This window comes from Thiohalocapsa sp. (assembly GCF_022340605.1).
Lineage (GTDB): Bacteria > Pseudomonadota > Gammaproteobacteria > Chromatiales > Chromatiaceae > Thiohalocapsa.
Map to the genome: position 1 here is coordinate 33,899 of NZ_JAJDNQ010000164.1, position 21,379 is coordinate 55,277.

Below are 21,379 nucleotides of genomic sequence, written 5' to 3' on the forward strand. Positions count from 1 at the left end.
TTTAACGCCGATGGGCCGGCCGGCCCGTCGTCTCATCTGCTCCAGCGCGACGATCCGCAACGCTCCGGCGGTTGCGGCGAAGCGGCTCCCTCATGGTTTTCATGAAGCCGAATAGGCAAAAGGGCGAATTATACCGGTCGTACCGAGCGCCGTTTCGCTTGGTCGTGCCGCCCCTGCTCATATTCCCAGGTAATTGGTAAATTGCTTAATTGCCCAATTACCTCATTAATTAAATAGCAGGACTGCCAATTAATGAAAAACCCCGATTGACAATTGTCAATCGCCCGGTACATTGCTGTTTTTCCTAGTTGAAAGTACCGAGGTTTTGTGGGAAAAGCGGGACGGCCCGGTGCCGCGTTTCATTGCCCTGATTGACGTACGTCAAGAGGTCTCTTGGACGCCAACATTCGATGGCTCGTTTGCATTTACATTTATTTGCAAGGCATGGATGACCGAATTAGTAGATCGTTTCGGTCTGTTTTTACTGCGAAAAGTCAGACCGGCGCCGGCCTTTGCGCACACGCGTGGCCGCCAAGAAAACCGGCCCCAAGAACCCCGTCTGCGGAGTGTGCACGGGGCCGAACACGACAACACCAATTGCGGAGGATCTCCGATGGCCTATGAAGCGACCTTTGGCGACGTATTGCGCAGCCAGGGGGTGAGTCGTCGAGCATTCCTGAAGTTCTGCTCGACCACGGCGTCTCTGCTGGCGCTGCCCGCCGGGACCGCCACGGCCATGGCAGAGGCCCTGTCGGAGACGCGCAGGCCGTCGGTGATCTGGCTCTCTTTCCAGGAGTGCACGGGGTGTACCGAGGCGCTGACGCGCTCGCATGCGCCGACCATCGAGAACCTGATGTTCAATTTCATCTCGCTCGATTATCACCACACCCTGCAGGCGGCCGCGGGTGAAGCCGCCGAGCACGCTCGCGAGGAGGCCGAGCGCGAGAATGCGGGCAAGTACCTGGTGCTGGTGGACGGCTCCGTGCCCATGCTGGAGTACTGCTCGACCGTGGCCGGCATCAGCAACAAGGCGATGCTGGAAGATGCCTGCACCAACGCCGCCGCGGTCATCAACATCGGCACCTGCTCCGCCTACGGCGGCATCCCGGTAGCCAAGCCGAATCCCACCCAGGCGGTGCCGGTGGGTCACATCATCAAGGACAAGCCCATCGTCAACGTGCCGGGCTGCCCGCCAATGCCGCTCGCCATCACCGGCGTCATCGCCCAGTACCTGACCCTCGGCAAGCTGCCGGAGCTCGACCACCTCGGCCGGCCCGTCGCCTTCTTCGGCGAGAACATCCACGACCGCTGCTACCGCCGGCCGTTCTACGACCGCGGCCAGTTCGCCGAGACCTTCGACGACGAGGGCGCGCGCAAGGGCTGGTGCCTGTACAAGCTCGGCTGCAAGGCGCCGGTGACCTACAACGCCTGCGCGCACCTGAAGTGGAACAATGGCGTCAGCTTCCCGATCCAGTCCGGCCACGGCTGCCTCGGCTGCTCGGAGCCCGGCTTCTGGGACATGGGCGGCGTCTACGAGTCGGTGGCCACCGGCAAGTTCGGCGACGGCACCAGGCTCGGTGCGGCGGCCCTCGCTGGCGCGGCCCTCGGTGCGGGTGCCGCGGTGCTGGCGCGGCGCAAGAAGGCGCATGTGCACGAGGAGGATGCGGGCTGAGGCGGGCGCGCGCCGTTCGGCTTGCCGGCCGAGGAAGCGGCACGGCAAGCGATCAAAGCGAGCACGGCAAGGGGTCAGAGCAAGGGGTTAGAGCTCAAGAACAGAACACGAGCCAACACGACAAAACACAAGCCATCCACCGGAGGAATACAACAGATGAGTCTCCTCGAATTCGCCCGCGGCCCGGCGATACACGCCTCGCTGATCATCCTCGTCGCTGGCATCTTCCTGCGCTTGCTGGGCGTTCTGGTGCTCACCCGCGGTGCAGACCTGTCACGGCCGCGTGACGCCTTCGGCAACTTCAAGGGCTATCGCACGGTCTTCAGCCGCGCGTGGCCGAGCAGCGAGTTCACCACCACCACCATCTACCAGACGGTGATGGCCTACGTCTTCCACATCTCAACCTTGTTGGTGGTAGTCGCCATCGTGCCGCACATCGAGTTCATCACCAGCCTGACGGGGCTCTCGTGGCCCGGTCTGCCGAACTTCATCGGTGTGGCGCTCGGCACTATCGCGCTGGCGTCGCTGATCGCGCTCATTCTGCGCCGGCTGAGCAACCCTGCGGTCTACAACTCCACCCTGGGCGACTACGTGACCTGGATCATCGTCGCGCTGCCGCTGCTCACTGGCCTGATGGCCTTCGCTCACGTGGGGCTGCGCTACGAGACCATGCTGGCGCTGCACATCCTGAGCGCAGCGCTGCTGTTCGCCTACATGCCGTTCAGCAAGCTGATGCACGCCTTCTGGTTCATCTTCTCCCGCGCCCAGAGCGGGCTGGCCTACGCCCACAAGGGGGTCCGGATATGAGCGCCACCACCGCAACGCCGTCCGTCTTTCCGAGCTTCGCGGAGGTCTACCAGGGCCTGGCGGCGCAGATCGGCATGCTGCGCGAGATGGCGCCGCAGCCCACCAAGTCGGAGGACCGCCGCCTCAAGGGCGCCATCGACAAGCTGATCGAAGAGACCAATGCCGACGAGGCGGTGTGGCTGGAGAGCTGCATCCACTGCGGGCAGTGCACCAACGCCTGCCATTACTTCCAGTCCATGCAGGACGCCAAGTACGCGCCCATGCGCAAGATGGACCTCTACCGGCGTGTGTATCAGCGCGAGATCAGCCCGCTGCGCTGGTGGTACAAGCTGATCAGCAAGCCAGTGAAGCTCAAGGACTTCGAAGAGGCCCGCGAGCTCATCTACGACTCCTGCACGGAGTGTGGGCGCTGCACCATGGTCTGCCCCATGGGCATCGACACCGCATCGCTGGTGCACCATATGCGCACGGCCATGGTCGAGGCCGAGTTGGTGCCGCCGGAGCTGGCCGCGCTGCGCATGGAGCAGCTGCATCATGGCACGGTCTTCGGCTCCTCGCCGGAGGCGCTGCGGAAGATGATCGACACCATCCGCGAGAAGACCGGGGTGGACATCCCGCTGGACAAGGAGAGCGCCGAGATCATGGTGCTGAGCTCCGCCGTGGACCTGGTGGCCAACGGCAACGGGCTCTTGGCCACCGCCCGCATCATGAACCACATCGGTGCGGACTGGACCATCTGCTCCGACGGCTTCGAGAGCGCCAACTTCGGTCTGCTCTCAGGCGACATGTCCCTGTGGGCCAAGCAGGTGGAGCCGATCGTCGCCGCTGCCGAGCGCATCAAGGCGAAGACCATGGTCATCGCCGAGTGCGGCCACGCCTACCCGGCGCTGCGCTGGAATCCGATGCTACGCAGCGGCGACCTGCCGTTCGAGATGATGTACATGTCGGAGTTCCTCGGCAAACAGGCCAAGGCCGGCAAGCTGCACCTGACGCCCCTGGATGCCAGGGTGACCTTCCACGACCCGTGCAAGACCGGCCGCCGCGGCGGCGCGTTCGACGAGCCGCGTGCGGTACTGAATGCCATGAACGCCGATGTCGTGGAGATGCCCAACAACAAGGAATATAACTGGTGCTGCGGTGGCGGTGCGGGCATCTTCCTGCTCGAGGACGCCACCAAGCTCCGCGATGAGTCCTTCAAGATCAAGATCCGGGAGGTCAACGAGACCGGTGCCGAGGCGGTGGTGGTGAGCTGCGCGAGCTGTCGGCTCAACTTCGAGTCCGGCCGCCAGAAGAACCACTGGGACAAGCGGGTCGAGAGCCTGGTGGAGCTGACTGCAGCCCACCTCGATGATGCCAAGGGCGCTGATGCCAGCGCGAGAGGAGCCGCCCGATGAGTGCACGTGTTGTAGTCGATCCCGTCACCCGCATCGAGGGCCATCTTCGCATCGAGGCGAAGATGAACGGTCCCGCCATCGAGCAGGCCTACTCTTCCGGCACCAGCGTGCGCGGCCTCGAGGTCATCGTCCTCGACCGCGACCCGCGCGAGGTCTGGGCCCTAGTGCAGCGCATCTGCGGGGTGTGCACCCTCGTGCATGGCATGGCCGGCGTGCGCGCGGTGGAGGCCGCGCTCAACTACGAGATTCCGCCCAACGCGGAGCTGATCCGCAACCTGATGATCGGCGCCCAGTACGTGCACGACCACGTGATGCACTTCTATCACCTGCACGCGCTGGACTGGGTGGACGTGGTCTCGGCCCTGCAAGCGGACCCGAAGGCGACCTCGGAGCTGGCGCAGTCCATCAGCAGCTACGCCAAGTCCTCGCCCGGCTACTTCGCCGACGTGCAGAAGAAGCTCAAGGGTTTCGTCGAGGGCGGCCAACTCGGCATCTTCGCCAACGGCTACTGGGGCCATCCCGGCTACCAGCTGCCGCCGGAGGTGAACCTGCTGGCCACGGCGCACTACCTGGACGCGCTCGCCTGGCAGCGCGACGTGGCGGAGCTGCACGCCGTGTTCGGCGGCAAGAACCCGCATCCGAACCTCTGCGTCGGCGGCATGCCCTGCGCCATCAGCCTGGAGTCCGGCAACCAGGCCGGCACCGCGCTGGACGTGGTGGGCCTGGAGCGGGTGCGCAACATCATCGGGCAGATGCAGGAGTTCGTGCACCAGGTGTACGTGCCGGACACCATCGCCATCGCCGGCTTCTACAAGGACTGGTTCAAGCAGGGCGAGGGGCTCGGCAACTTCCTGACCTACGGCGATTTCCCCGCCAAGGGCTATGGCGACCGCGACTCCTACATGGTCCCGGCCGGCGTCATCCTGAACCGGGACCTGAGCCATATCGAGCCCGTGGACCTGGATGCGGAAGACCAAGTGCAGGAGTTCGTCGCCCACGCCTGGTACGACTACGGTGCCGGCAAGGAGGCAGGGCTGCATCCCTACCAGGGCGAGACCAAGCTCGCCTACACCGGGCCCGAGCCGCCATACACGGAGCTGGATGTTGACAACCAGTACTCGTGGCTCAAGTCGCCGCGCTGGCAGGGCAAGCCTATGGAGGTCGGCCCACTGGCACGTGTACTGATGCTCTACGCCAGCGGTGATGCGCGTACCAAGGAGGTGGTGGACGGTACCCTGGCACAGCTGGAGCTGCCACTGGATGCCCTGTACTCCACCATGGGCCGCACCGCCGCGCGCACGCTGGAAACGTCCATCATGGTGGACGCCATGCAGGACTGGTACGACAACCTGCAGGCCAACATCAAGTCGGGCGACGTCAAGACCTTCAACGAGGCGCTGTGGGACCCGTCCACCTGGCCGCGCAAGGCGCAGGGTGTCGGGCGCATGGAGGCCCCTCGCGGTGCCCTCGGACACTGGATCGTCATCGAAGACGGCAAGGTGGCCAACTACCAGGCGGTGGTGCCCACCACCTGGAATGCAGGTCCTCGAGACGCACAGAACCAGCAGGGGGCGTACGAGGCGGCGCTGGCCGGGCATACGCTGCATGACCCGGCACAGCCGCTGGAGATCCTGCGCACGGTGCACAGCTTCGACCCCTGCATTGCCTGTGCCGTGCATCTGACCGACCCGAACGGCGAGGAGGTGCTGACGCTGAATGTCCAGTAACGGGCGCTATCACGTGCCCTGACTCGGGGCCGGGAGCAGGGCGGGCGTACAACACACACCAAATGCCCGCCCACCCCGATCCAGATCGACCGTCCAAAGGAGGACTCAACGCCATGACTTCACTTTCCATTTTGGCCGAGCTGCACGTGCGCGAGTTCGTGTGTCGGCAGAAGCACCAGGATGAAATCAACGCGGAGGACTGTGCCCGGCGCAGTGCGAACGATCTCAAGCGCCAACGCAAGCACCTTGGCGACTGGCAACAGGGCGCCATCAATTGCGCCGGGCCCTTGTGCCTGCTCGACGCCGTCGGCCAGGCGGAGGAGAGCTGGTTGGAGCTGTTCGAGCATGCCCCGCGCTGCGACCTCCAGGACAAGCCGAAGGCCCGCGACGACGCCATAGAGCGCCGACCGTATTTCGGGCGGCCGGCCGATATGACCATGGCCTGATGGCGATCGACAGAGGTCAGGCCTTCCGGCGGCAAGCCCGCTGAGGTTAACCCCCAGCGGTCAGCACCCTGAGGTCGACTCCCTGAGGCCAATCCATTGCTCCGGCGGTGCCGTCTTGGCCACCGGGGCTCACGGTTCCGCGCTGGCGGAGGCAGGGGCTCCGTCCGGGTTGTGTGCCCCGGGCGCGCTCCTCCGACCGCGGCAGTGCCGTTCGGGGCAGCTACGGCTGCCCCGAACGCATTTTTGCGCCCCTCATCCACTGGCCCCATCCGATACGGGCGCTGCCGAGGAACCGGCGCCCCGCCTATCCATCCAAACTCACCGGCAACCCATCATAGGCTCGCGCCGAGCGCGGTCCACGGCAGTAGAATTGCCGCGGCCACGACAGCAATCAACCGGAACCAGAGGAGATGTGAATATGTATGGCGTTTCGACGAAAGTAAGCACCGGCTTCGACGAGACCATCGAGCGCGTCACCGCGGCACTCAAGACCGAGGGCTTCGGCGTGCTGAGTGACATCGACGTTGCCGCGACGCTGAAGAACAAGCTCGGCGTCGACCACCGGCCCTACCGTATCCTGGGCGCCTGCAACCCTGAATTTGCCCACAAGGCCATCATCGCCGAGCCCGACATCGGGGTACTGCTGCCCTGCAACTTCGTCGTCCGCGAGGACGACGACGGCGCGGTGCACGTGCTGTTCATGAACCCGCTGTCCGTGCTGGACCTGGTGGAGAATCCGCAGGTGCCGGGACTCGCTTCCTTCGTGCGCGAGAAGCTGGACCGCGTCATGGAGGCGATTCAGGACTGACATGGCGCTAACGCGAGCGGCGCCCGCGCGCCTGTCCCGGCCGGACGCCCGGACATGACCTACTGCCTGGGTGTCGCCGTCGACGCCGGCCTCGTGCTGGCGTCGGATTCTCGGACCAACGCCGGCATCGACTACGTCACCAGCTATTCCAAGCTGCACCTGTTCACGCCCGCGCCGGACCGGCTCTTCGTGCTGCTTTCCGCCGGCAATCTGGCGACGACGCAGGAGATCATGAACCGCGTCCGCCGGGACTTGGCGCGCGCCCAGCAGGGGTTCCAACAAGACCAGTTCCAGGCGCCGGCGCTTGCCAATCCGACGCTCGCCAACGTGAGCTACCTGTTCGAGGCTGCGGATTATCTGGGCCGGGTCAGCCTCGCGGTGCAGAGCCAGCACGGCCCGGCGCTGGCGCAGCAGGGCATCAGCGCGCAGGCCACGCTGATCCTCGGCGGGCAGATCGCAGGCCAGCCGCCGGGCCTCTACATGATCTATCCGCAAGGCAACTACTTCGCGGCCTCGCCCGAGACGCCCTACCTGCAGATCGGCGAGAACAAGTACGGCAAGCCCGTGCTGGACCGGCTCGCCCGCGCGGAGATGAGCCTGGAGGACGCGGCCAGACTCTGCCTGGTGTCGCTGGATGCCACCGCGCGCTCCAATGTCACCGTCGGCCCGCCGTACGAGCTGGCGTTGTATCCGCGCGACGCGCTGGCCCTGAGCCATCGGCTCAAGCTGGAGACGGAGGCGCCGCTGCTCGCCGCCGCGTCGAAGAGCTGGGATCAGGGGCTCCAACGGGCCTTTGAGGGTCTTCCGCGCTTCGACTGGGAGAACGGTTCCGGCAGTCAGGGTCCGACCTGAGTGCTGGGTACGGCGTGCCGTTCGGGTGCTGGACCAACGGCGACCGGACCCCATTTGGAAGAGACGATCTGGAAAAGACGCCAAACGCCCCCAGCCATCGAATCATGACCGCAAAAAATGTCCTCGGCGAGCCCCTGGAGCTCTGTTCCGACTATCCACGCACAGGCTTTACCCGCAACGGCCGTTGCGAGACGGGTCCGCAGGACCTGGGCTCGCACACCGTCTGCGCGCGAGTGACCCAGGAGTTCCTGGACTACTCCCACGCTCGGGGCAACGACCTGATCACGCCCCTGCCCGAGTTCGATTTCCCCGGTCTCAAGCCCGGTGATCGCTGGTGTCTCTGTGCCGCCCGCTGGCAGGAGGCCCTGGAGGCCGGCTGCGCGCCGCGGGTGGTCCTGCGGGCGACACACGCGCGGGCGCTGGACGTCTGCGACATGGCGGACCTGAAACGCCACGCGGTGGACCTTTCCTGACCGTCCGGGCGCTCGGCGCGGGCGGGCCGGAGATGCCCGCACGCCTGGCCGGGCGCTCGCCAGCCGAGTGCACATCGCAATGAGTCAAAGCCTCCCCATGCCCCCGATCACGCGACGTGCCGATGGCGGACTGCGCCAGGTGGGGGTCGAGATCGAGCTCAGTGGTCTCGACTTGGACCAGACCGCCGCCCTGGTGGCGGAAGCCGTGTCCGGCAGCGTCCGGTCGATCAGCCGCTATGAGCGCAGCGTTGCTGGCGACGTGGCCGGCGCCATGGCCGGCGACTGGCAGGTGGAGCTGGACTTCACGCTCCTGAAGACGCTGGGCCGGCGCGAGCGCGACGGCGGCGAGTTGGTGGACGCGGCCGAGGAGCTCGCCGAGGACGTGCTGCGCATGATCGCCGAGCGCATCGTGCCGGTGGAGGTGGTGAGCCCGCCGCTGCCGCTGGACCGGCTCGACGTCGTCAACGGCCTCATCGGGCGCTTGCGCGATGCCGGTGCCCGCGGCACGGGTGGGGAACTGGCCTACGCCTTCGGCCTCCAGCTCAACCCCGAGCTGCCGGACACGGACGCCGACACCATCCGCAAGTACCTCCAGGCCTTCCTGTGCGCGGAGGAGTGGCTGCGCGAGCGTGCCCGCGTGGACCTGACCCGGCGGCTCACGCTCTTCGCCGAGCCCTTCCCGAAGGGCTACGTGCGCAAGGTGGTGGCGGCCGGCTATGCGCCGAACCTGGACGCGCTCATCGATGACTACCTGCGGGACAACCCGACCCGCAACCGCGCCCTCGACCTGTTGCCGCTGTTCCTGCATCTGGACCCGGAGCGCGTGCGTGCCAAGGTGGATGATGCCCGCGTGAAGCCGCGCCCGACGCTGCATTACCGGCTGCCCAACAGCGAGATCGACGTTCCCGGCTGGGACCTCGGCACCGCGTGGGTCGACTGGCTGGTGGTGGAGCGTCTGGCCGCTGACCCGGTGCTGCTGGATGCGCTGTGCCAGGACTACGCTGCCTTTCTGGCGCAGCCCATCGAACGGCTGGTGGGTGACTGGGCTGCGGAAACGGCGCAATGGCTGGACCGCAACCGGCTCCGCTGATCGCGGTCACCGGCGGCGACCGCAGCGGGCACGCGCCGCGGCGGTTGGTGACGCTGGCGCTGTGGCTCGCCGGAGCGCGCACCGTCAGCGTCACGCCCTCGCGTCCGCGCCCGGAGCTGGAGCCGGACGCCGTGGTCGTCACCGGCGGCCACGACGTCGACCCCGTGCTCTACGCCGCCGCGCCCGAGGTGCAGCCGCGCTACGACCGCGCGCGCGATCGGCTGGAGAGCGACGTCATCGACCGCGCCCTGGCACTCGGCCTGCCGCTGCTGGGCATCTGCCGCGGCGCGCAGTTGCTGAACGTGCGCCTCGGCGGTTCGCTCTATCAGGAGCTGCGCTCGCGCCGTCGGCGCACCTCCAATCGCTGGACCATCTTCCCCCTCAAGACCCTGTGCGTCGCCGCCGGCAGCGGGCTGGAGGTGCTGCTGCGCACCCGCCAGACCCGCATCAACAGCCTGCACAACCAGGGCATCGACCGGCTGGGCGAGGGCCTCGCAGTGGCCGGGCGTGATCTGGACGACATCGTCCAGGCCGTCGAGCAACCGAGCCACCCCTTCCTGCTCGGCGTGCAGTGGCACCCGGAGTTCCTGCTCTACAAGCCCTCACAGTTGCGCCTGTTCCGGGCGCTGGTGGAGGCCGCGCGGGTACGGCGGGCGACGCTGGCGGAGTGACATGGCCGCTGCCGGCCGCTGGCGCGTGGCTGGCATGCGATCCGGGTGATCATGGAAGGCTATCTCGGTCTCTTCACCGCGGCCTTCGTCGCCGCGACGCTCCTGCCGTTCTATTCGGAGCTGGCGCTGGTGGGGCTCTTGGCGGCCGGTTATGATCCCTGGCTGCTCTGGCTCTGGGCCACCGCCGGCAATACGCTTGGCGCCGCGGTCAACTACGTGCTCGGCCGCTGGCTCATGCATTGGCAGGACCGGCCATGGTTTCCGTTCAAGCCGGAGCAGCTCGGCCCGGCGCGGCGCTGGTACGCGCGCTGGGGCATCTGGTCGTTGCTCATGGCCTGGCTGCCCGTGGGCGGCGATGCGCTCACCTTCATCGCCGGACTCATGCGCGCGCCCTTCTGGCTGTTCTTTTTGCTGACCGCTGCCGGCAAAGGCGGGCGCTATGCGCTGGTGCTGGTGCTCTACACCCTCGGTGCGGCCGGGATGGAGGAGGTGTCTGCGTGAGCGCCGTGCATGCTGGATTGACCAAGTATCGGCTGTCCATCGTCCGCTTGGTGCAGCGCGCCGCACGGCTCGGCCTGCTGGCCTGCGTGCTCGCCATCGCCTACCTCGCCTTCGCCCCGCTGCCGGACCCCACGGGCTTCGGCTGGGACAAGGCCAACCACCTAATGGCCTTTGCGGTCCTGGCGGTTCTGTCGGAGCTGGGCTGGCCGGGGCCTGCCGCCAGGCCCTGGCGCCTCGCGCTGGTGCTGGGCTACGGGGTATTGATCGAGCTGGTGCAGGCGCAGCTCGCGTACCGGCAGGGCTCGGTGCTGGACTTCGCCGCCGACGCGCTGGGCGTGGCGCTCTACCTGGCCGGCAAGCGCGCCGCGCTCTGGCTGTGGGCTCGCTTGGGCGGGCCGGGACTCAGCGGCGGGGGGGCAGGTGTTGGTCGTAGCGCTCCAGCAGATAGCCGACGCAGTCCTGGCGGATGACGTCCACATCGCAGGTGAGCATGGAGGGCATCACCGGCAGCCGCAGGCGCAGCTCGCCGTCCTCGCAGACGAAGTAGCGCCGGGTCACGTCCCGGCCCCATTCGTCGCGCACATCGAGCGGCGGCTGCTCGCTTTGGCAGCTTGCGAAGGCGGTACCCGGCGGCAGCTCGCGGAAGTTGAGGTGATCCAGCGTCGGCGAGAGCACCAGCGGCGCCTGCGCCGGCGGGAAGGCAAAGTCCACGTCCGCCGGCACCTTCATCTGCGCCACGGTGTGGAAGAGGTCGATGTCGTGCGCCGGCACCGGCGTCTCGGGTATGTCCGCCAGGTGCAGGCAGGCGTCGATGAGCTCCAGCGCGTGGTCCACGCCGCGCTGGTCCCGGACCTTGCCGCACTCCACGGTGATCGCGGGGCACAGCCGGGCCATGGCCAGGGACTGCACGCCGGGCGGGCGGGTGAAATAAACCACGGTGCGGGAGAACAGCGTCGCCAGGTGCAGATAGCGATTGTCGACGACGTTGACGCAGGCATAGTGCGGATTGGTGCCGGTGTTGTTGTGCAGATCGATGCTGGCGAAGAGCCCGCGCGTGGCCATGCGCTCCACCACCTGCCGCATGAGGCCGTGCATCGGCGTCTCGGGCAGCTCCGAGCCCGGCCAGACGCGGTTGAAGTCCGGTTGCTCCGGCAGGTGGCGCGCGCCGGCGGCGGCCGCGCGCACGTTGCCGATGAAGATGGTCAGCGCCCGCGGCAGCGGGCGGTCGCCGCCGCCCACGTCGAAGTCCGGCAGCAGCCGGCGGACTGCCTCCCAGCCCACGGTCTCGTTGCCGTGCATCAGCACCGACAGAAACAGCGCCGGCTCACGCTGGCCCGGCAGGTGGATGAGGGTCGGACCGTTCAGGTGGCGGATCAGCGTCGCGGCGTCGCAGTCGAGCAGGCCGGGCGGCAGGTGGTCCAGCTCGATGAGTGAATCGGGGGCTGCGGTGGCGGGCATGTCGGCGTCGAAAGACAAGGCTTGGCTCTCTGGTGGTGGTGCGGGCTCCCGGGGCGGAGGCCGGCGGGCGATGGTGATCGCTGTCGATGGTACTCGGATTGACCGGCTGCCGGTTGCGGCGCGGGTTGGCGACAGGGCAGGAATCCGCCGTAAGTCGGGCTGAGCGATAGCAAAGCCCGACATCGCGCTCGCCCGACCACCCAATCGTCGGGCTTCCTGGCGTCGGCCCGACCTACGCGCTAGTGCACCAGTGCACAAGTTCCGAGATCGTCTCAGGTCGTTGTCGTTGTCGTTGTCGTAATCGTGATTTCAACCGTCCGGATATTCGATTACGACCACGACCACGAGGGAGCCCGGTCTCGGAATTTCCGCAGCAAAGCACTAGCCTCCAGCCCCTCATTGATCGAGCGTCCATTCGTGCACCGGCACACCCGTGGCCTGGCGCGCCAGGTAGGCCTCTGTGAGGCCCTCCCAGTCCGGACCGTAGCGGGCCACCCAGGCGCGCTGCCAGAGCGCGGCGGTGCGCTTGACACGCACGCGCTGCTCGATGATGCCGAGCCAGTGCTCGCGCTCGGCACGATCGATGCCGAGGTCTTCGAGCCCGGCGTGGGCGAGCGGCAGCAGGCGCTCGAGGATCAGCTCCGGCAGCGGCACGCGCTGCACGTCGTCCCAGCGGATCTCGGCATCCAGCCCATACTCGGCTGCCAGGTAGAAGTTGGTGCGCGCCTGCGGGAAGGAAATACGCCGCTCCGGCGGCTCCTCGGCGGCGGCGAGGGTATGCACCGCGCCGAAGAAGAAGGCGGCGTTGGCGACGTTGTCCGCGACGCTCGGTCCCGCGGCGGCGACGCGGTGCTCCAGGCGCAGGTGCGGGACCGGGTCATGCCCCGGGCGTTCGTCGAAGCCGATCAGCGGCCGGTTCCAGCGCCAAATCGTCCCGTTGTGCAGGCGTAGGTGCGCCAGTCGCTCGATGGGCTCGTCCATCAGGTCCGGCAGCAGCACCGGGTAGCGGCGGATGTTGGCGCGGAAGGCATCCAGCACCGTCTGCTGCGCATAGTTGATGCCGAAGCTGACCCGCTCGCGCAACGGGCTGCCGCCCACCGAGACGGCCTGCTCGAACAGCGGAATGCGGGTCTCGCACCAGAGCTCGCGGCCGAACAGGAAGGGCGAGTTGGCGGCGAGCGCCACCATGGGCGCGGACAGGATTTTGGCGGCGTTGAAGATGCGCCCCGACTCGCGGGCGCCCATCTTGAGATGGATCTGGAACGAGGTCGCCGCCGCCTCCAGCATCACGTCCTGTTGCTCGATGGTGAGCGGCTGCTCGCCGTGGATCTCGAGCCAGATGGGCGCGCCCTCGCGCAGCCTCAGGATCTGCTCGTTGAGCGCCCGGTAGCGCTCGCGCGGCGTCATCCGCGCCACGACGAGATGCTCCGGGCGCAGCGTCGGCAGGATGCCGCAGGTGACCACGTTGGCGCCGAGCTTGGCAGCGGCGGCGCGTACCCGGATCAGCGTTTTCGTCAGCTCCGCGGCGAGCTGGCTCAGGGCGTCGCCCGCCAGGCGCACCGGGGTGCCGTTCAGCTCCAGGTTGAACTGCGCCAGCTCCGGCACCACCAGCGGGTCGTCTATAGCCGCGAGCAACTCCTCGATGACCGGCGCCGGTGCCGTGTGGCGGCGATCCACCAGCCAGGCCTCCAACTCGAAGCCGCCCTCCCGCGGCGTGTCGGCGAAGCAGTCGTCCTCGAACCATCTGGCGAGCAGCTCCGTTTCCGCGTTGAGCCGCGCCTCGAACTCGTCGAAGTCGGCGCTGGTGAAGCGGGTGTCGGTGATGTCCTGGCCCATGGCGTGCCCCCAACGCGCAGTTGGTGTTCAACCGGCCATCAGCCGGCCCCCTCGCAAAGCAGTCGATCCAGGGCCGCGAGCCGCTCCGGCGTCCCCACGTCGAGCCAGCGCCCGGCGTGGTGCAGCCCGCCGACGCGGCCCGCGTCCATGGCCCGGAACAACAACGGTGCCAGCGGAAAGGCGCCGGGCTCGCAGCTGCTGAACAGGTCCGGATGGTAGACGCCGATGCCGGCGAAGGTGTGCTTGTGCAGCCCGTCCCGTGAGACGCGGCCAGCCCCCAGCGCGAAGTCGCCGGTCGCGTTGTGGCCCGGGTTGTCCACCAGCACGACGGTCGCGAGGTCGCCGTCGGCGATGGCCTGTCCGTTGGACAGCAGGCTGTAGTCGAAGTCGCACCAGACATCGCCGTTGGTGACCAGGAAGGGCGCGCTGCCGTCGGTGAGCAGCGGCAGCGCCTTGAAGATGCCGCCGCCCGTTTCCAATGCCTTCCCATGGCCCTCCGCGGAGTACCGGATCGAGACACCGTGCCGCGATCCATCGCCCAGGTGCGCCTCGATCTGCTCGCCCAGGTGCGCGTGGTTGATGACCAGCTCGGTGAAGCCTGCCGCGGCGAGCGTCACGATCTGGTGCTCGATCAGCGTCCGTCCGCCCGCCATCAGCAGCGGCTTCGGCGTGTGGTCCGTCAGCGGTCGCATGCGGTTGCCGCGCCCGGCGGCGAGGATCATGGCCTTCATGGGTGCGGTCGTCCCCGTCAGTCGCTGGCCCTGTGAAAGGGAACATACCAGAACCGCGCGGCGCCGTCGGACCCGTACGGCGGCCTGAAGCCCGTTCCAACCCGCGCCGCGTCTCGGTTCTGTGTCTCCTCACACGCGCCATCGAACCGCCGCAAACACAACCGTTACCCCCGTTTTGCGCTCGGCGATCCCTCCGGCGGATAGTCGAGTGTGTCGGTGATGCGCTTGCGGTGTGCCTCGTCCATGTCCGGAAAGGGCAGCGCGTGGGCCGCCGCCCATTCGCGCACGCTTTGCTCGGCGGCATCGCGCCCAGGCGTATCGAGCGCGTTGTCGCGGGTCATGTACAGCGTCTGTGCCGGCAAGGCAAAGGCTGTGCCCGCCTGCTTCACGCACGCCATCACCCGCAGCATGATGTCTTCCTGAATGGCGAGGAATTCCGAATAGGCGGTGGTGCGGATATAGGCGCGCAGATCGACGCTGAGGGCATGGTCGCGAAAGCCGATAAAGCGCACCCGGATCGGGTCGTCGGCGGTGTGGATGGTCATCGGGTGGCCGTGCAAGAGCTCGCGCAGCTGGACGAGCAGCCAGCGCAGCTGGTCGGCGCTGGTCTCGTGGCGCAGCGCCAAGCGCTGGTGCAGCAGGAAGCGCTCGCAGGCACTGAGATTGACGATATTGCGCTCGGCCAGATCGGCATTCGGGATGGTGATCAGCGAGCGGTCGAACTGACGGATCTTGGTGGAGCGCAAGCCGATGGCCTCGACCCGGCCGACGGGATTCCAGCCCTCGCCATGGCGCTCATCGAAGCGGATCAGATCGCCGATGCGGACGGGCCGGTCGGCGAACAGGTTCAGCACGGTGAGCGCCAGTGCAAGGCTCGCCACCAGCATGCCCCATTTCCAAACGACCTGTCCGGCGACGGGTTGCTGCGCCCACGCCGGCAGCCGCTCCATCAAGCGCGGCGGCAGCATCCAGCCCGAGAACCCGAGCGCGGTCGCGGTCAGATCGCGTACGTCATCGATGCGCGGCGGGCGCAGGTACGGCAGCGCGCGCGCCAGCTCGGCGTAGTTGCGGGCGGCAGCGATGGTTTCGGGGCTGAACAGGAACTCCCCGGCACGGTGCCCTTGCTCTGGTGGAGCCTGCAGCCGTTCATCGACGACCAGCCCTCGGCCTTTCCCGACGGCTCGGCGAGTCGACGCAAGGAGCTGGAAATGTACGCCGGTACGGATCGCGCCTATCAACTCGCCAAGCAACTCGGCATCAAGACGGCCTGGGGCACCGACATCCTGTTCAATGCCAAGAACGCCGCCCGCCAGGGCGCAAGCTCGCCGCCATGACGCGCTGGTATGCGCCGGCCAAGGCGCTGCGCATGGCCACCGCGGACAATGCCGAGCTGCTTGCGCTCTCGGGTCCGCGCAGCCCCTACTGCGGCAGGCTCGGCGTGGTCGAGGAGGGCGCGCTGGCTGATCTCCTGCTGGTGGACGGAAATCCCCTCGACGACCTGTCGCTGGTGGCGGATGCGGCCAGGAACTTCCTGGTGATCATGAAAGACGGCAAAGTCCATAAGAACACCGTTGCGCCTTAGCCTGAAAGATGGGCACGTTGCGCTTTGCCCATCCTGCGCCGAGACGCGCTCCGGCTGGCGGTCGACGAATGTCTGCCCGGTCTTTGGAGCCTGGAAGCCAGTCGAGGGCCGGCGTCAGCCCTGGTCCTTGCCCTTGACGCGGGCGAGGGCGCGGCGGGCGTGGTCGATGAGTGCCTGGTACCGCTCGGCCAGGGTGCCGTCGCGCTGCATCCGGGGCGCCTGGTCCAGCGCCCGTTGCCACCAGTCGGCCGCCTCGGGTTGGCCGCGCTGCTCGGCGATCACGGCCATGCGCTGATATCCGATCCAGACGCCCCGCACCGCTTGCGCGGACTCCGGGTCGCGTTCGGCGAGCTGCTCGGCGATGTCGAGGGTCCGGCGGGAGGTCGCGGCGCAGGGTTGGCGGCGCCATCAGCCCGCTCGCCTCCGGCACCTGTTGGCCGGCGAGGGAATATGCGCAGCCCCCGGTGCCGGCAGCACAGCGGCAGCAGGGCGGTCTCCATCTTTCGGCGGCCCAGCGCGAAGTCCAAATCACCACCGAAGCCGGCACACCGGGGCGGCGGGCTCCGGGGCCTTCGGCTTGCGCCTCACCGGTAGGGCTCACGGCGGTGGGGTCATGACACGGCCGCGGCGCGCAGCGCTTTGCTGTTCGCCTGGGTGGCCTGCTTTAGCAGCGCCTCGATCTCGGTGCGGTCCAGGGTTTCGGCCTCCAACAGCCGCTCGGCCAGGCGCTCCAGCGCCGGGCGGTGCTTGCGCATGAGCGCGGTGGCCTCGGCCTCGACGGCGACGATCAGGGCCTTGATCTCTTCGTCGATGCGCAGCGCCGTGGTGTCGCTGAACTCGGGTGCCTCGGCCAGCTCGCGGCCGAGGAACACGTGCTCGTGCCCGCGCGGGAAGGCGACCGGGCCGATGGCCTCGCTCATGCCCCAGCGGCTCACCATGTGCCGGGCGAGCTTGGTGGCCTCTTCCAGGTCCGACTCGGCGCCGGTGGTGACCTCGCCGAACACGAGCTGCTCGGCGATGCGCCCGCCGAGCATGACGCCGATGCGATCGCGCAGGTAGCTCTGCGTGTAGGTGTGGCGCTCCTCTTCCGGGATCTGCTCCGTGACGCCCAGCGCCTGGCCGCGGGGGATGATGGTGACCTTGTCCAACGGATCGGTATGCGGCAGCAGCCAGGCCATGAGCGCATGGCCGGACTCGTGTACGGCGATGAGCCGGCGCTCGTCGTCGCCGATGGCCTGCTCGCGCTCGGCGCCCAGCACGATCTTGTCGCGTGCCTCGGCGAACAGATCCATGGTCACTTGCCGCTGCTGCCGGCGCCCGGCGAGGAGCGCCGCCTCGTTGACCAGGTTGGCGAGGTCGGCACCCGAGAAGCCGATGGTGCGCCCGGCGACCAGGTCCAGATCCACGTCGTCCGCCAGCGGGATCTTGCGGGCGTGGATGTCCAGGATGGCGCGGCGCGCCTTACGGTCCGGCAGCTCCAGGTAGACCTTGCGGTCGAAGCGCCCGGGGCGCAGCAGCGCCGCGTCCAGCACGTCCGGGCGGTTGGTGGCGGCGAGCACCACCACGTCCTCGTGGGGCTCGAAGCCGTCCATCTCGCTCAGGATCTGGTTCAGGGTCTGCTCGCGCTCGTCGTGGCCGCCGCCAAGGCCGGCGCCGCGGGAGCGGCCGACGGCGTCGATCTCGTCGATGAAGATCACACAGGGCGCGGACTTCTTGGCGGAGTCGAACAGGTCGCGCACGCGGGCGGCGCCGACGCCGACGAACATCTCCACGAACTCCGACCCCGAGATGCTGAAGAAGGGCACGCCCGCCTCGCCGGCCACGGCGCGGGCGAGCAGCGTCTTGCCGGTGCCGGGCGGGCCGATCAGCAGCACGCCCTTGGGGATCGTGGCGCCGAGGGCGTGGAAGCGCTGCGGGTCGGCCAGGTGGCCGATGATCTCGGCCAAGTCCGCCTTGGCGTTGGCGAGGCCGGCGACGTCGTTGAGACGCACCTTGACGTCCTCGGTGCGGAAGCGCTTGGCGCCGGACTTGCCGAAGCCGAACGGGCCGCCCGACTCCCCGCCCATGAGCTTCTGCTGCATACGGTAGCTGACGAAGAGGAAGAGGCCGAGGATCAGGATCCACGGGATGATCGCGATCAGGGCGTGGCCGAGGTCGCCCTCGCCGGCCGGTGCCGCGGTGACTTCGACGTGGTGCTGCTCCAGCAGTTCCAGCAGCTTCGGGTCGCTCACCTGCGGCTTGAGGCTGGTGAATGCCACGCCGCCGGCGGGCTCACTTCCGCCGGTGTCGGGGCTGCGCTCCGCCATCGGCTCCGGCGCCGAAACCTCACCCGGCTCCACCTGCGGCGCCGGCGCCTTGCCCGGCAGGAAACGGCCCTGAATCTGATCGCCGGTGAAGGTCACCTCCGCCACCCGGTCCTCGCGCACCGCCTGCTTGAAGGCCGTATAGCTGAGCGCCCTGGGCGGTGGCGGTGCGAATTGATCCAGCACGCTCGCCATCACCAGCAGCGCGATGCCGGCGAGGACGTACTTGAGCCACGGCGGGCCGCCGTCGGCCGTCAATTGGGATAAGGACCGTTGATCGTCGGGCGGCTTGGGGTCGGGCATAGCTGGGTCCCCGCGGTTCGGTGGCGTGGCGCGCGCGGCATGCGGCGGCGCGCGCCCTTACCGAAAGCATAGGACGCCGCGGCGGCCCCGCTATCAGGGCAAAGCGGCGTCCCCGCCGCGATCGGGCGCGTATTATCGCGCCGGGGACGGCGCTCCCACGACGCGCCCGCCGCATCTCGCCGCGCTGATGTGGGAGCGGCGTCCCCGCCGCGACGGCTGCGGGCCGGGCTACTCCGCCGCGCGGGCGCGCGCCAGCGCCTGGCTGCGGGCGTAGCGCTGGTAGTTCCAGCCCTTTTCATAGGCGCGCTCGCTGACGAAGCCGAGGCTGTTTTGCATGCGGCCCTGGAGCACGAGGGCGTCGGTGGTGAGCACCTGGCGGCCGTTCTCGGCGAAGAAGGCCAGCGCCGGGAGCTGTGTGAACCCGAGCTCGGCGTACCAGTCGCCGGGCGTGGTGCGTGCGCCGGCGGGTGTCAGCACCGGGGCGGTGGTGTCGTCGGCGTCGAGGCGCACGACGTCGAAGCCGGCGAGCCGCTCCCGAATGGTGTCGTCCCCCAACACCTCACGGTGGAAGCGTCCGCAGCCGCCGCAGTCCTTCCCCTCGAAGATCACCAGCAGGGGTCGCTCCGCGGGCATCCGGTTGCGGGCCAGTGCGTAGGGCGGCGGCTCGAACAGCGGGTCTTTCGGCAGGCTCCAGGCCGCCGCTGCGTTGCCGGCGGCGCCGCTATGCTGCTGGAGGTAGTCGTGCAGGCTCATCTCCTTGTCATGGCCGTCGATGAGATATCTCAGTACCTGCCGGAAGCGCTCCGGGCCGTAATAGCCGGTGAGCTTCAGCAACGGCTCGCCCGAGGTGTCGTAGAACAGCAGGGTCGGCGCGAACTCCACGCCCTCGGCCACCGCAAAGGCTTTCACTCGTGTCGAGTTGCCCGCGAAGTCCGTCAGCTCGGCATCGGAGAAGATCTCCAGCCCGATCGCGTCGAAGTGCTCGCGCAGCCGCGCGGCGATGGCCGGATCGCCCAGGCTCTTTTCGAGGAACAGGTGGCAGTAGGAGCAGCCCTGGGTGGCAAAGAACAGGAACAGCCCCTGCTTGCTGGCGTCCGCGGCCATGGCCGCATCGTCCGGGAGATCGAGGAAGCTGTCCTTGAACCAGTCCGGGTAGTGGATCTGCTCAATGGTCGTGTCGTCGAAGCCGGGCTCGGCAGCGAGGGCGATGGGTGAGGCGAGGGTGATGGTGAGCGCGAGGGCGCAGCCAAGCACGGTTTGCAGCGTGTTGGGCATCGGATCAACTCCAACAGGGCAGCTTGCAGGCAGGGCAGGTTACTAAACGCAGGGAAAGTTGTGTCCTACTTCCGCAACGTTTCAGTCGTTTTTAAATCGTTCCTTAGGGCTCCGATTACGACAACGACAACGACAACGACAACGAGGGAGCCGGGTCTCGGAATTTCCGCGTCGAAGCACTAGCGCACTAGCGCCTGCGCCAGCTCGATCACGCTGAGCGGCGAGGAACCCTCGGCCTTGTTGTTGACGATGACGAAGACCTCCCGTCCCTGGGCGAGCGCGGCGGACACGAGCGCGGCGATGGCCTGGCGGGTGTCCGGGTCCGGCTCCGCAAGCCGGTCGAAGGGGTCGTACAGGTCGCGCGCCTCGTCGTAACCGCGGTTGCGGCGCAGCAGCCAGCGGATCACCAGCGGGTCTGTCGCCGGCTGCACCGCGAAGAGCTCCCGTTGCGCGGTCAACTCCGGCAGGCGCGGATGGCAGGCGAGGGAGGGCACCGCGCCGCCGTGATGCAGCGCGGCGGCGAGGTCCGGTGTCAGCAGGTCCGCATCGCGCGGTTCCACCGCATACACCGGCCCCGCGGGCAGGCGCTTCAGGAAGCGGTACAGGTCCTCGGCGAAGCGCCGTGGATTGGTGTTGCGTCCTTGCGGCGGAAACTGGAACAACAGCACGCCGGCGCGCTCGCCCAATGCCGCCGTGTAGGGTTCCACCGCCTGCCGCAGCGCGGTCTCCACGTCCAGGAAGGTTGGATTGTGCCGCCAACGGCCGTCGCGCTCGCGCACGAACCGCTGGGTGACCACGGCCGGCGCCTTCACCAGAAAGCGAAAATCCGCCGGCACTTGCAGCGCCCAGCGGGCGAGCCGGCGGGCATCCAGCGGTGCATAGAAGCCGCTGTCCACGCCGACGGTGCCGAGCAGGGGATGGTGTGCATAGGCCGTCAGCCCGTCCCGCGACAGCACGGTCTTGGTGGCTGTGCCGGCGTAGATCAGCCCGGCCCAGCCAGGGAACGACCAGCTGGAAGTACCGAGCCTGAGGCCCGGCGGCAACTGCGCCGCGAGCGCGGCCAGCTCGGCCGGCGCGGTTGCCGGCTCGACCGTGCCGGCGGATGGCCCGGGCCGAACGCCAGTATTGTCATCCACCGCGGGCGCAGGCAGGGCCGTGTCGAACAGGCTGAGCTGAGAGGGCATGGGCGGTGCTCGAAGTCTCGCGGGTGCGGGGGCTTCTCACGGAGATTGTTCCCCCGCCCCGGCGCCGCAACCGGGAGCGCCGGCATCTGGGAGCGCCGGCATCCTGCCGGCAACTGGGACCAGGGGCGTCTCGCCCCTGGGACGGGAACATCCTGTTCAGTCGCCCCAAACCGCGAATGCACCCCGATGCTCCTAAACCAGCGGTACGCTGCCGATCGACTATGCCGGCGAGACGTCGGCGCTCCCGGTGGCCGGCAAGATGCCGG

21 protein-coding genes are annotated in these 21,379 nt (G+C 68.1%); 13 read left to right on the forward strand and 8 right to left on the reverse strand.

What is annotated here, in order from left to right; translation table 11 throughout:
- The first annotated feature begins 613 nt into the window (after window positions 1-613).
- The 12 genes from LJE69_RS20190 to LJE69_RS20245 all read left to right on the forward strand — a co-directional run bounded on the left by LJE69_RS20190 (window position 614) and on the right by LJE69_RS20245 (window position 10,911).
- Window positions 614-1,672 carry a hydrogenase small subunit gene (locus tag LJE69_RS20190; protein WP_296927865.1) on the forward strand — a complete coding sequence of 353 codons (1,059 nt, stop codon included), beginning with the start codon at window positions 614-616 and terminating at the stop codon, window positions 1,670-1,672.
- A gap of 156 nt (window positions 1,673-1,828) precedes the next feature.
- Window positions 1,829-2,479: a nitrate reductase gene (locus LJE69_RS20195; RefSeq protein WP_296927866.1), complete on the forward strand. Its 651-nt coding sequence runs from the start codon at window positions 1,829-1,831 to the stop codon at window positions 2,477-2,479.
- Window positions 2,476-3,873, forward strand: a complete 1,398-nt coding sequence (locus LJE69_RS20200) for a (Fe-S)-binding protein (RefSeq protein ID WP_296927867.1) — start codon at window positions 2,476-2,478, stop codon at window positions 3,871-3,873. Before LJE69_RS20195 ends, LJE69_RS20200 begins: the two co-directional genes overlap by 4 nt.
- The gene (locus LJE69_RS20205) at window positions 3,870-5,600 is read left to right on the forward strand and encodes a nickel-dependent hydrogenase large subunit (RefSeq protein WP_296927868.1); all 1,731 of its coding nucleotides are present in this window, start codon (window positions 3,870-3,872) and stop codon (window positions 5,598-5,600) included. Before LJE69_RS20200 ends, LJE69_RS20205 begins: the two co-directional genes overlap by 4 nt.
- A 113-nt stretch (window positions 5,601-5,713) precedes the next feature.
- A complete protein-coding gene (locus LJE69_RS20210; protein WP_296927869.1) occupies window positions 5,714-6,046 on the forward strand; it encodes a hypothetical protein in 333 nt (110 codons plus the stop codon).
- 418 nt (window positions 6,047-6,464) lie between these two features.
- Window positions 6,465-6,854, forward strand: coding sequence for a DUF302 domain-containing protein (locus LJE69_RS20215; RefSeq protein ID WP_296927870.1), 390 nt, complete (start codon window positions 6,465-6,467; stop codon window positions 6,852-6,854).
- Between the two features lie 54 nt (window positions 6,855-6,908).
- Complete coding sequence (locus tag LJE69_RS20220) at window positions 6,909-7,706, forward strand: 20S proteasome subunit A/B (RefSeq protein ID WP_296927871.1); 798 nt, start codon at window positions 6,909-6,911, stop codon at window positions 7,704-7,706.
- Window positions 7,707-7,810: 104 nt separating this feature from the next.
- Complete coding sequence (locus LJE69_RS20225; protein ID WP_296927872.1) at window positions 7,811-8,179, forward strand: DUF2237 domain-containing protein; 369 nt, start codon at window positions 7,811-7,813, stop codon at window positions 8,177-8,179.
- 97 nt (window positions 8,180-8,276) lie between these two features.
- A complete protein-coding gene (locus tag LJE69_RS20230) occupies window positions 8,277-9,269 on the forward strand; it encodes an amidoligase family protein (protein ID WP_296927873.1) in 993 nt (330 codons plus the stop codon).
- A complete protein-coding gene (locus LJE69_RS20235; RefSeq protein ID WP_296927874.1) occupies window positions 9,242-9,940 on the forward strand; it encodes a gamma-glutamyl-gamma-aminobutyrate hydrolase family protein in 699 nt (232 codons plus the stop codon). The genes LJE69_RS20230 and LJE69_RS20235 overlap by 28 nt, the downstream gene beginning before the upstream one ends.
- Window positions 9,941-9,991: 51 nt before the next feature.
- Complete coding sequence (locus LJE69_RS20240) at window positions 9,992-10,441, forward strand: YqaA family protein (protein ID WP_296927875.1); 450 nt, start codon at window positions 9,992-9,994, stop codon at window positions 10,439-10,441.
- Entirely contained in the window at window positions 10,438-10,911 is a 474-nt protein-coding gene (locus tag LJE69_RS20245; RefSeq protein WP_296927876.1) for a VanZ family protein, read from the forward strand. The genes LJE69_RS20240 and LJE69_RS20245 overlap by 4 nt, the downstream gene beginning before the upstream one ends.
- On the opposite strand, the gene LJE69_RS20250 is transcribed toward LJE69_RS20245, so the two are convergent.
- The 4 genes from LJE69_RS20250 to LJE69_RS20265 all read right to left on the reverse strand — a co-directional run bounded on the left by LJE69_RS20250 (window position 10,844) and on the right by LJE69_RS20265 (window position 15,716).
- Window positions 10,844-11,917, reverse strand: coding sequence for a M14 family metallopeptidase (locus LJE69_RS20250; protein WP_367114721.1), 1,074 nt, complete (start codon window positions 11,915-11,917; stop codon window positions 10,844-10,846). The genes LJE69_RS20245 and LJE69_RS20250 overlap by 68 nt on opposite strands.
- Before the next feature lie 378 nt (window positions 11,918-12,295).
- The gene (locus LJE69_RS20255) at window positions 12,296-13,735 is read right to left on the reverse strand and encodes a glutamate-cysteine ligase family protein (RefSeq protein WP_296927877.1); all 1,440 of its coding nucleotides are present in this window, start codon (window positions 13,733-13,735) and stop codon (window positions 12,296-12,298) included.
- Window positions 13,736-13,773: 38 nt separating this feature from the next.
- Window positions 13,774-14,466, reverse strand: a complete 693-nt coding sequence (gene murU, locus LJE69_RS20260; protein WP_296927878.1) for an N-acetylmuramate alpha-1-phosphate uridylyltransferase MurU — start codon at window positions 14,464-14,466, stop codon at window positions 13,774-13,776.
- Between the two features lie 164 nt (window positions 14,467-14,630).
- A complete protein-coding gene (locus tag LJE69_RS20265) occupies window positions 14,631-15,716 on the reverse strand; it encodes a mechanosensitive ion channel domain-containing protein (protein ID WP_296927879.1) in 1,086 nt (361 codons plus the stop codon).
- 80 nt (window positions 15,717-15,796) lie between these two features.
- Here LJE69_RS20265 and LJE69_RS20270 point away from each other — a divergent pair, with 80 nt between their 5' ends.
- The gene (locus LJE69_RS20270; protein WP_296927880.1) at window positions 15,797-16,048 is read left to right on the forward strand and encodes an amidohydrolase family protein; all 252 of its coding nucleotides are present in this window, start codon (window positions 15,797-15,799) and stop codon (window positions 16,046-16,048) included.
- Window positions 16,049-16,162: 114 nt separating this feature from the next.
- On the opposite strand, the gene LJE69_RS20275 is transcribed toward LJE69_RS20270, so the two are convergent.
- From LJE69_RS20275 to LJE69_RS20290, 4 genes are all read right to left on the reverse strand, one after another.
- The gene (locus LJE69_RS20275; protein ID WP_296927881.1) at window positions 16,163-16,336 is read right to left on the reverse strand and encodes a hypothetical protein; all 174 of its coding nucleotides are present in this window, start codon (window positions 16,334-16,336) and stop codon (window positions 16,163-16,165) included.
- Between the two features lie 323 nt (window positions 16,337-16,659).
- On the reverse strand, window positions 16,660-18,654 hold the full coding sequence (gene ftsH / locus LJE69_RS20280; RefSeq protein WP_367114722.1) for an ATP-dependent zinc metalloprotease FtsH: 1,995 nt from the start codon (window positions 18,652-18,654) through the stop codon (window positions 16,660-16,662).
- Between the two features lie 228 nt (window positions 18,655-18,882).
- Window positions 18,883-19,929 carry a thioredoxin fold domain-containing protein gene (locus LJE69_RS20285; protein ID WP_296927882.1) on the reverse strand — a complete coding sequence of 349 codons (1,047 nt, stop codon included), beginning with the start codon at window positions 19,927-19,929 and terminating at the stop codon, window positions 18,883-18,885.
- A gap of 179 nt (window positions 19,930-20,108) precedes the next feature.
- Window positions 20,109-21,113 carry a DUF72 domain-containing protein gene (locus LJE69_RS20290; RefSeq protein ID WP_296927883.1) on the reverse strand — a complete coding sequence of 335 codons (1,005 nt, stop codon included), beginning with the start codon at window positions 21,111-21,113 and terminating at the stop codon, window positions 20,109-20,111.
- Window positions 21,114-21,379: the final 266 nt, after the last annotated feature.

Excerpts from the sequence above, each read along its gene's own strand:
- LJE69_RS20190 (WP_296927865.1), top strand. The coding sequence starts at position 614 with ATGGCCTATGAAGCGACCTTTGGCGACGTATTGCGCAGCCAGGGGGTG.
- LJE69_RS20195 (WP_296927866.1), top strand. The coding sequence starts at position 1,829 with ATGAGTCTCCTCGAATTCGCCCGCGGCCCGGCGATACACGCCTCGCTG.
- LJE69_RS20200 (WP_296927867.1), top strand. The coding sequence starts at position 2,476 with ATGAGCGCCACCACCGCAACGCCGTCCGTCTTTCCGAGCTTCGCGGAG.
- LJE69_RS20205 (WP_296927868.1), top strand. The coding sequence starts at position 3,870 with ATGAGTGCACGTGTTGTAGTCGATCCCGTCACCCGCATCGAGGGCCAT.
- LJE69_RS20210 (WP_296927869.1), top strand. The coding sequence starts at position 5,714 with ATGACTTCACTTTCCATTTTGGCCGAGCTGCACGTGCGCGAGTTCGTG.
- LJE69_RS20215 (WP_296927870.1), top strand. The coding sequence starts at position 6,465 with ATGTATGGCGTTTCGACGAAAGTAAGCACCGGCTTCGACGAGACCATC.
- LJE69_RS20220 (WP_296927871.1), top strand. The coding sequence starts at position 6,909 with ATGACCTACTGCCTGGGTGTCGCCGTCGACGCCGGCCTCGTGCTGGCG.
- LJE69_RS20225 (WP_296927872.1), top strand. The coding sequence starts at position 7,811 with ATGACCGCAAAAAATGTCCTCGGCGAGCCCCTGGAGCTCTGTTCCGAC.
- LJE69_RS20230 (WP_296927873.1), top strand. The coding sequence starts at position 8,277 with ATGCCCCCGATCACGCGACGTGCCGATGGCGGACTGCGCCAGGTGGGG.
- LJE69_RS20235 (WP_296927874.1), top strand. The coding sequence starts at position 9,242 with ATGGCTGGACCGCAACCGGCTCCGCTGATCGCGGTCACCGGCGGCGAC.
- LJE69_RS20240 (WP_296927875.1), top strand. The coding sequence starts at position 9,992 with ATGGAAGGCTATCTCGGTCTCTTCACCGCGGCCTTCGTCGCCGCGACG.
- LJE69_RS20255 (WP_296927877.1), bottom strand. The coding sequence starts at position 13,735 with ATGGGCCAGGACATCACCGACACCCGCTTCACCAGCGCCGACTTCGAC.
- murU (WP_296927878.1), bottom strand. The coding sequence starts at position 14,466 with ATGAAGGCCATGATCCTCGCCGCCGGGCGCGGCAACCGCATGCGACCG.
- LJE69_RS20270 (WP_296927880.1), top strand. The coding sequence starts at position 15,797 with ATGACGCGCTGGTATGCGCCGGCCAAGGCGCTGCGCATGGCCACCGCG.
- LJE69_RS20275 (WP_296927881.1), bottom strand. The coding sequence starts at position 16,336 with ATGGCCGTGATCGCCGAGCAGCGCGGCCAACCCGAGGCGGCCGACTGG.
- ftsH (WP_367114722.1), bottom strand. The coding sequence starts at position 18,654 with ATGCCCGACCCCAAGCCGCCCGACGATCAACGGTCCTTATCCCAATTG.
- LJE69_RS20285 (WP_296927882.1), bottom strand. The coding sequence starts at position 19,929 with ATGCCCAACACGCTGCAAACCGTGCTTGGCTGCGCCCTCGCGCTCACC.
- LJE69_RS20290 (WP_296927883.1), bottom strand. The coding sequence starts at position 21,113 with ATGCCCTCTCAGCTCAGCCTGTTCGACACGGCCCTGCCTGCGCCCGCG.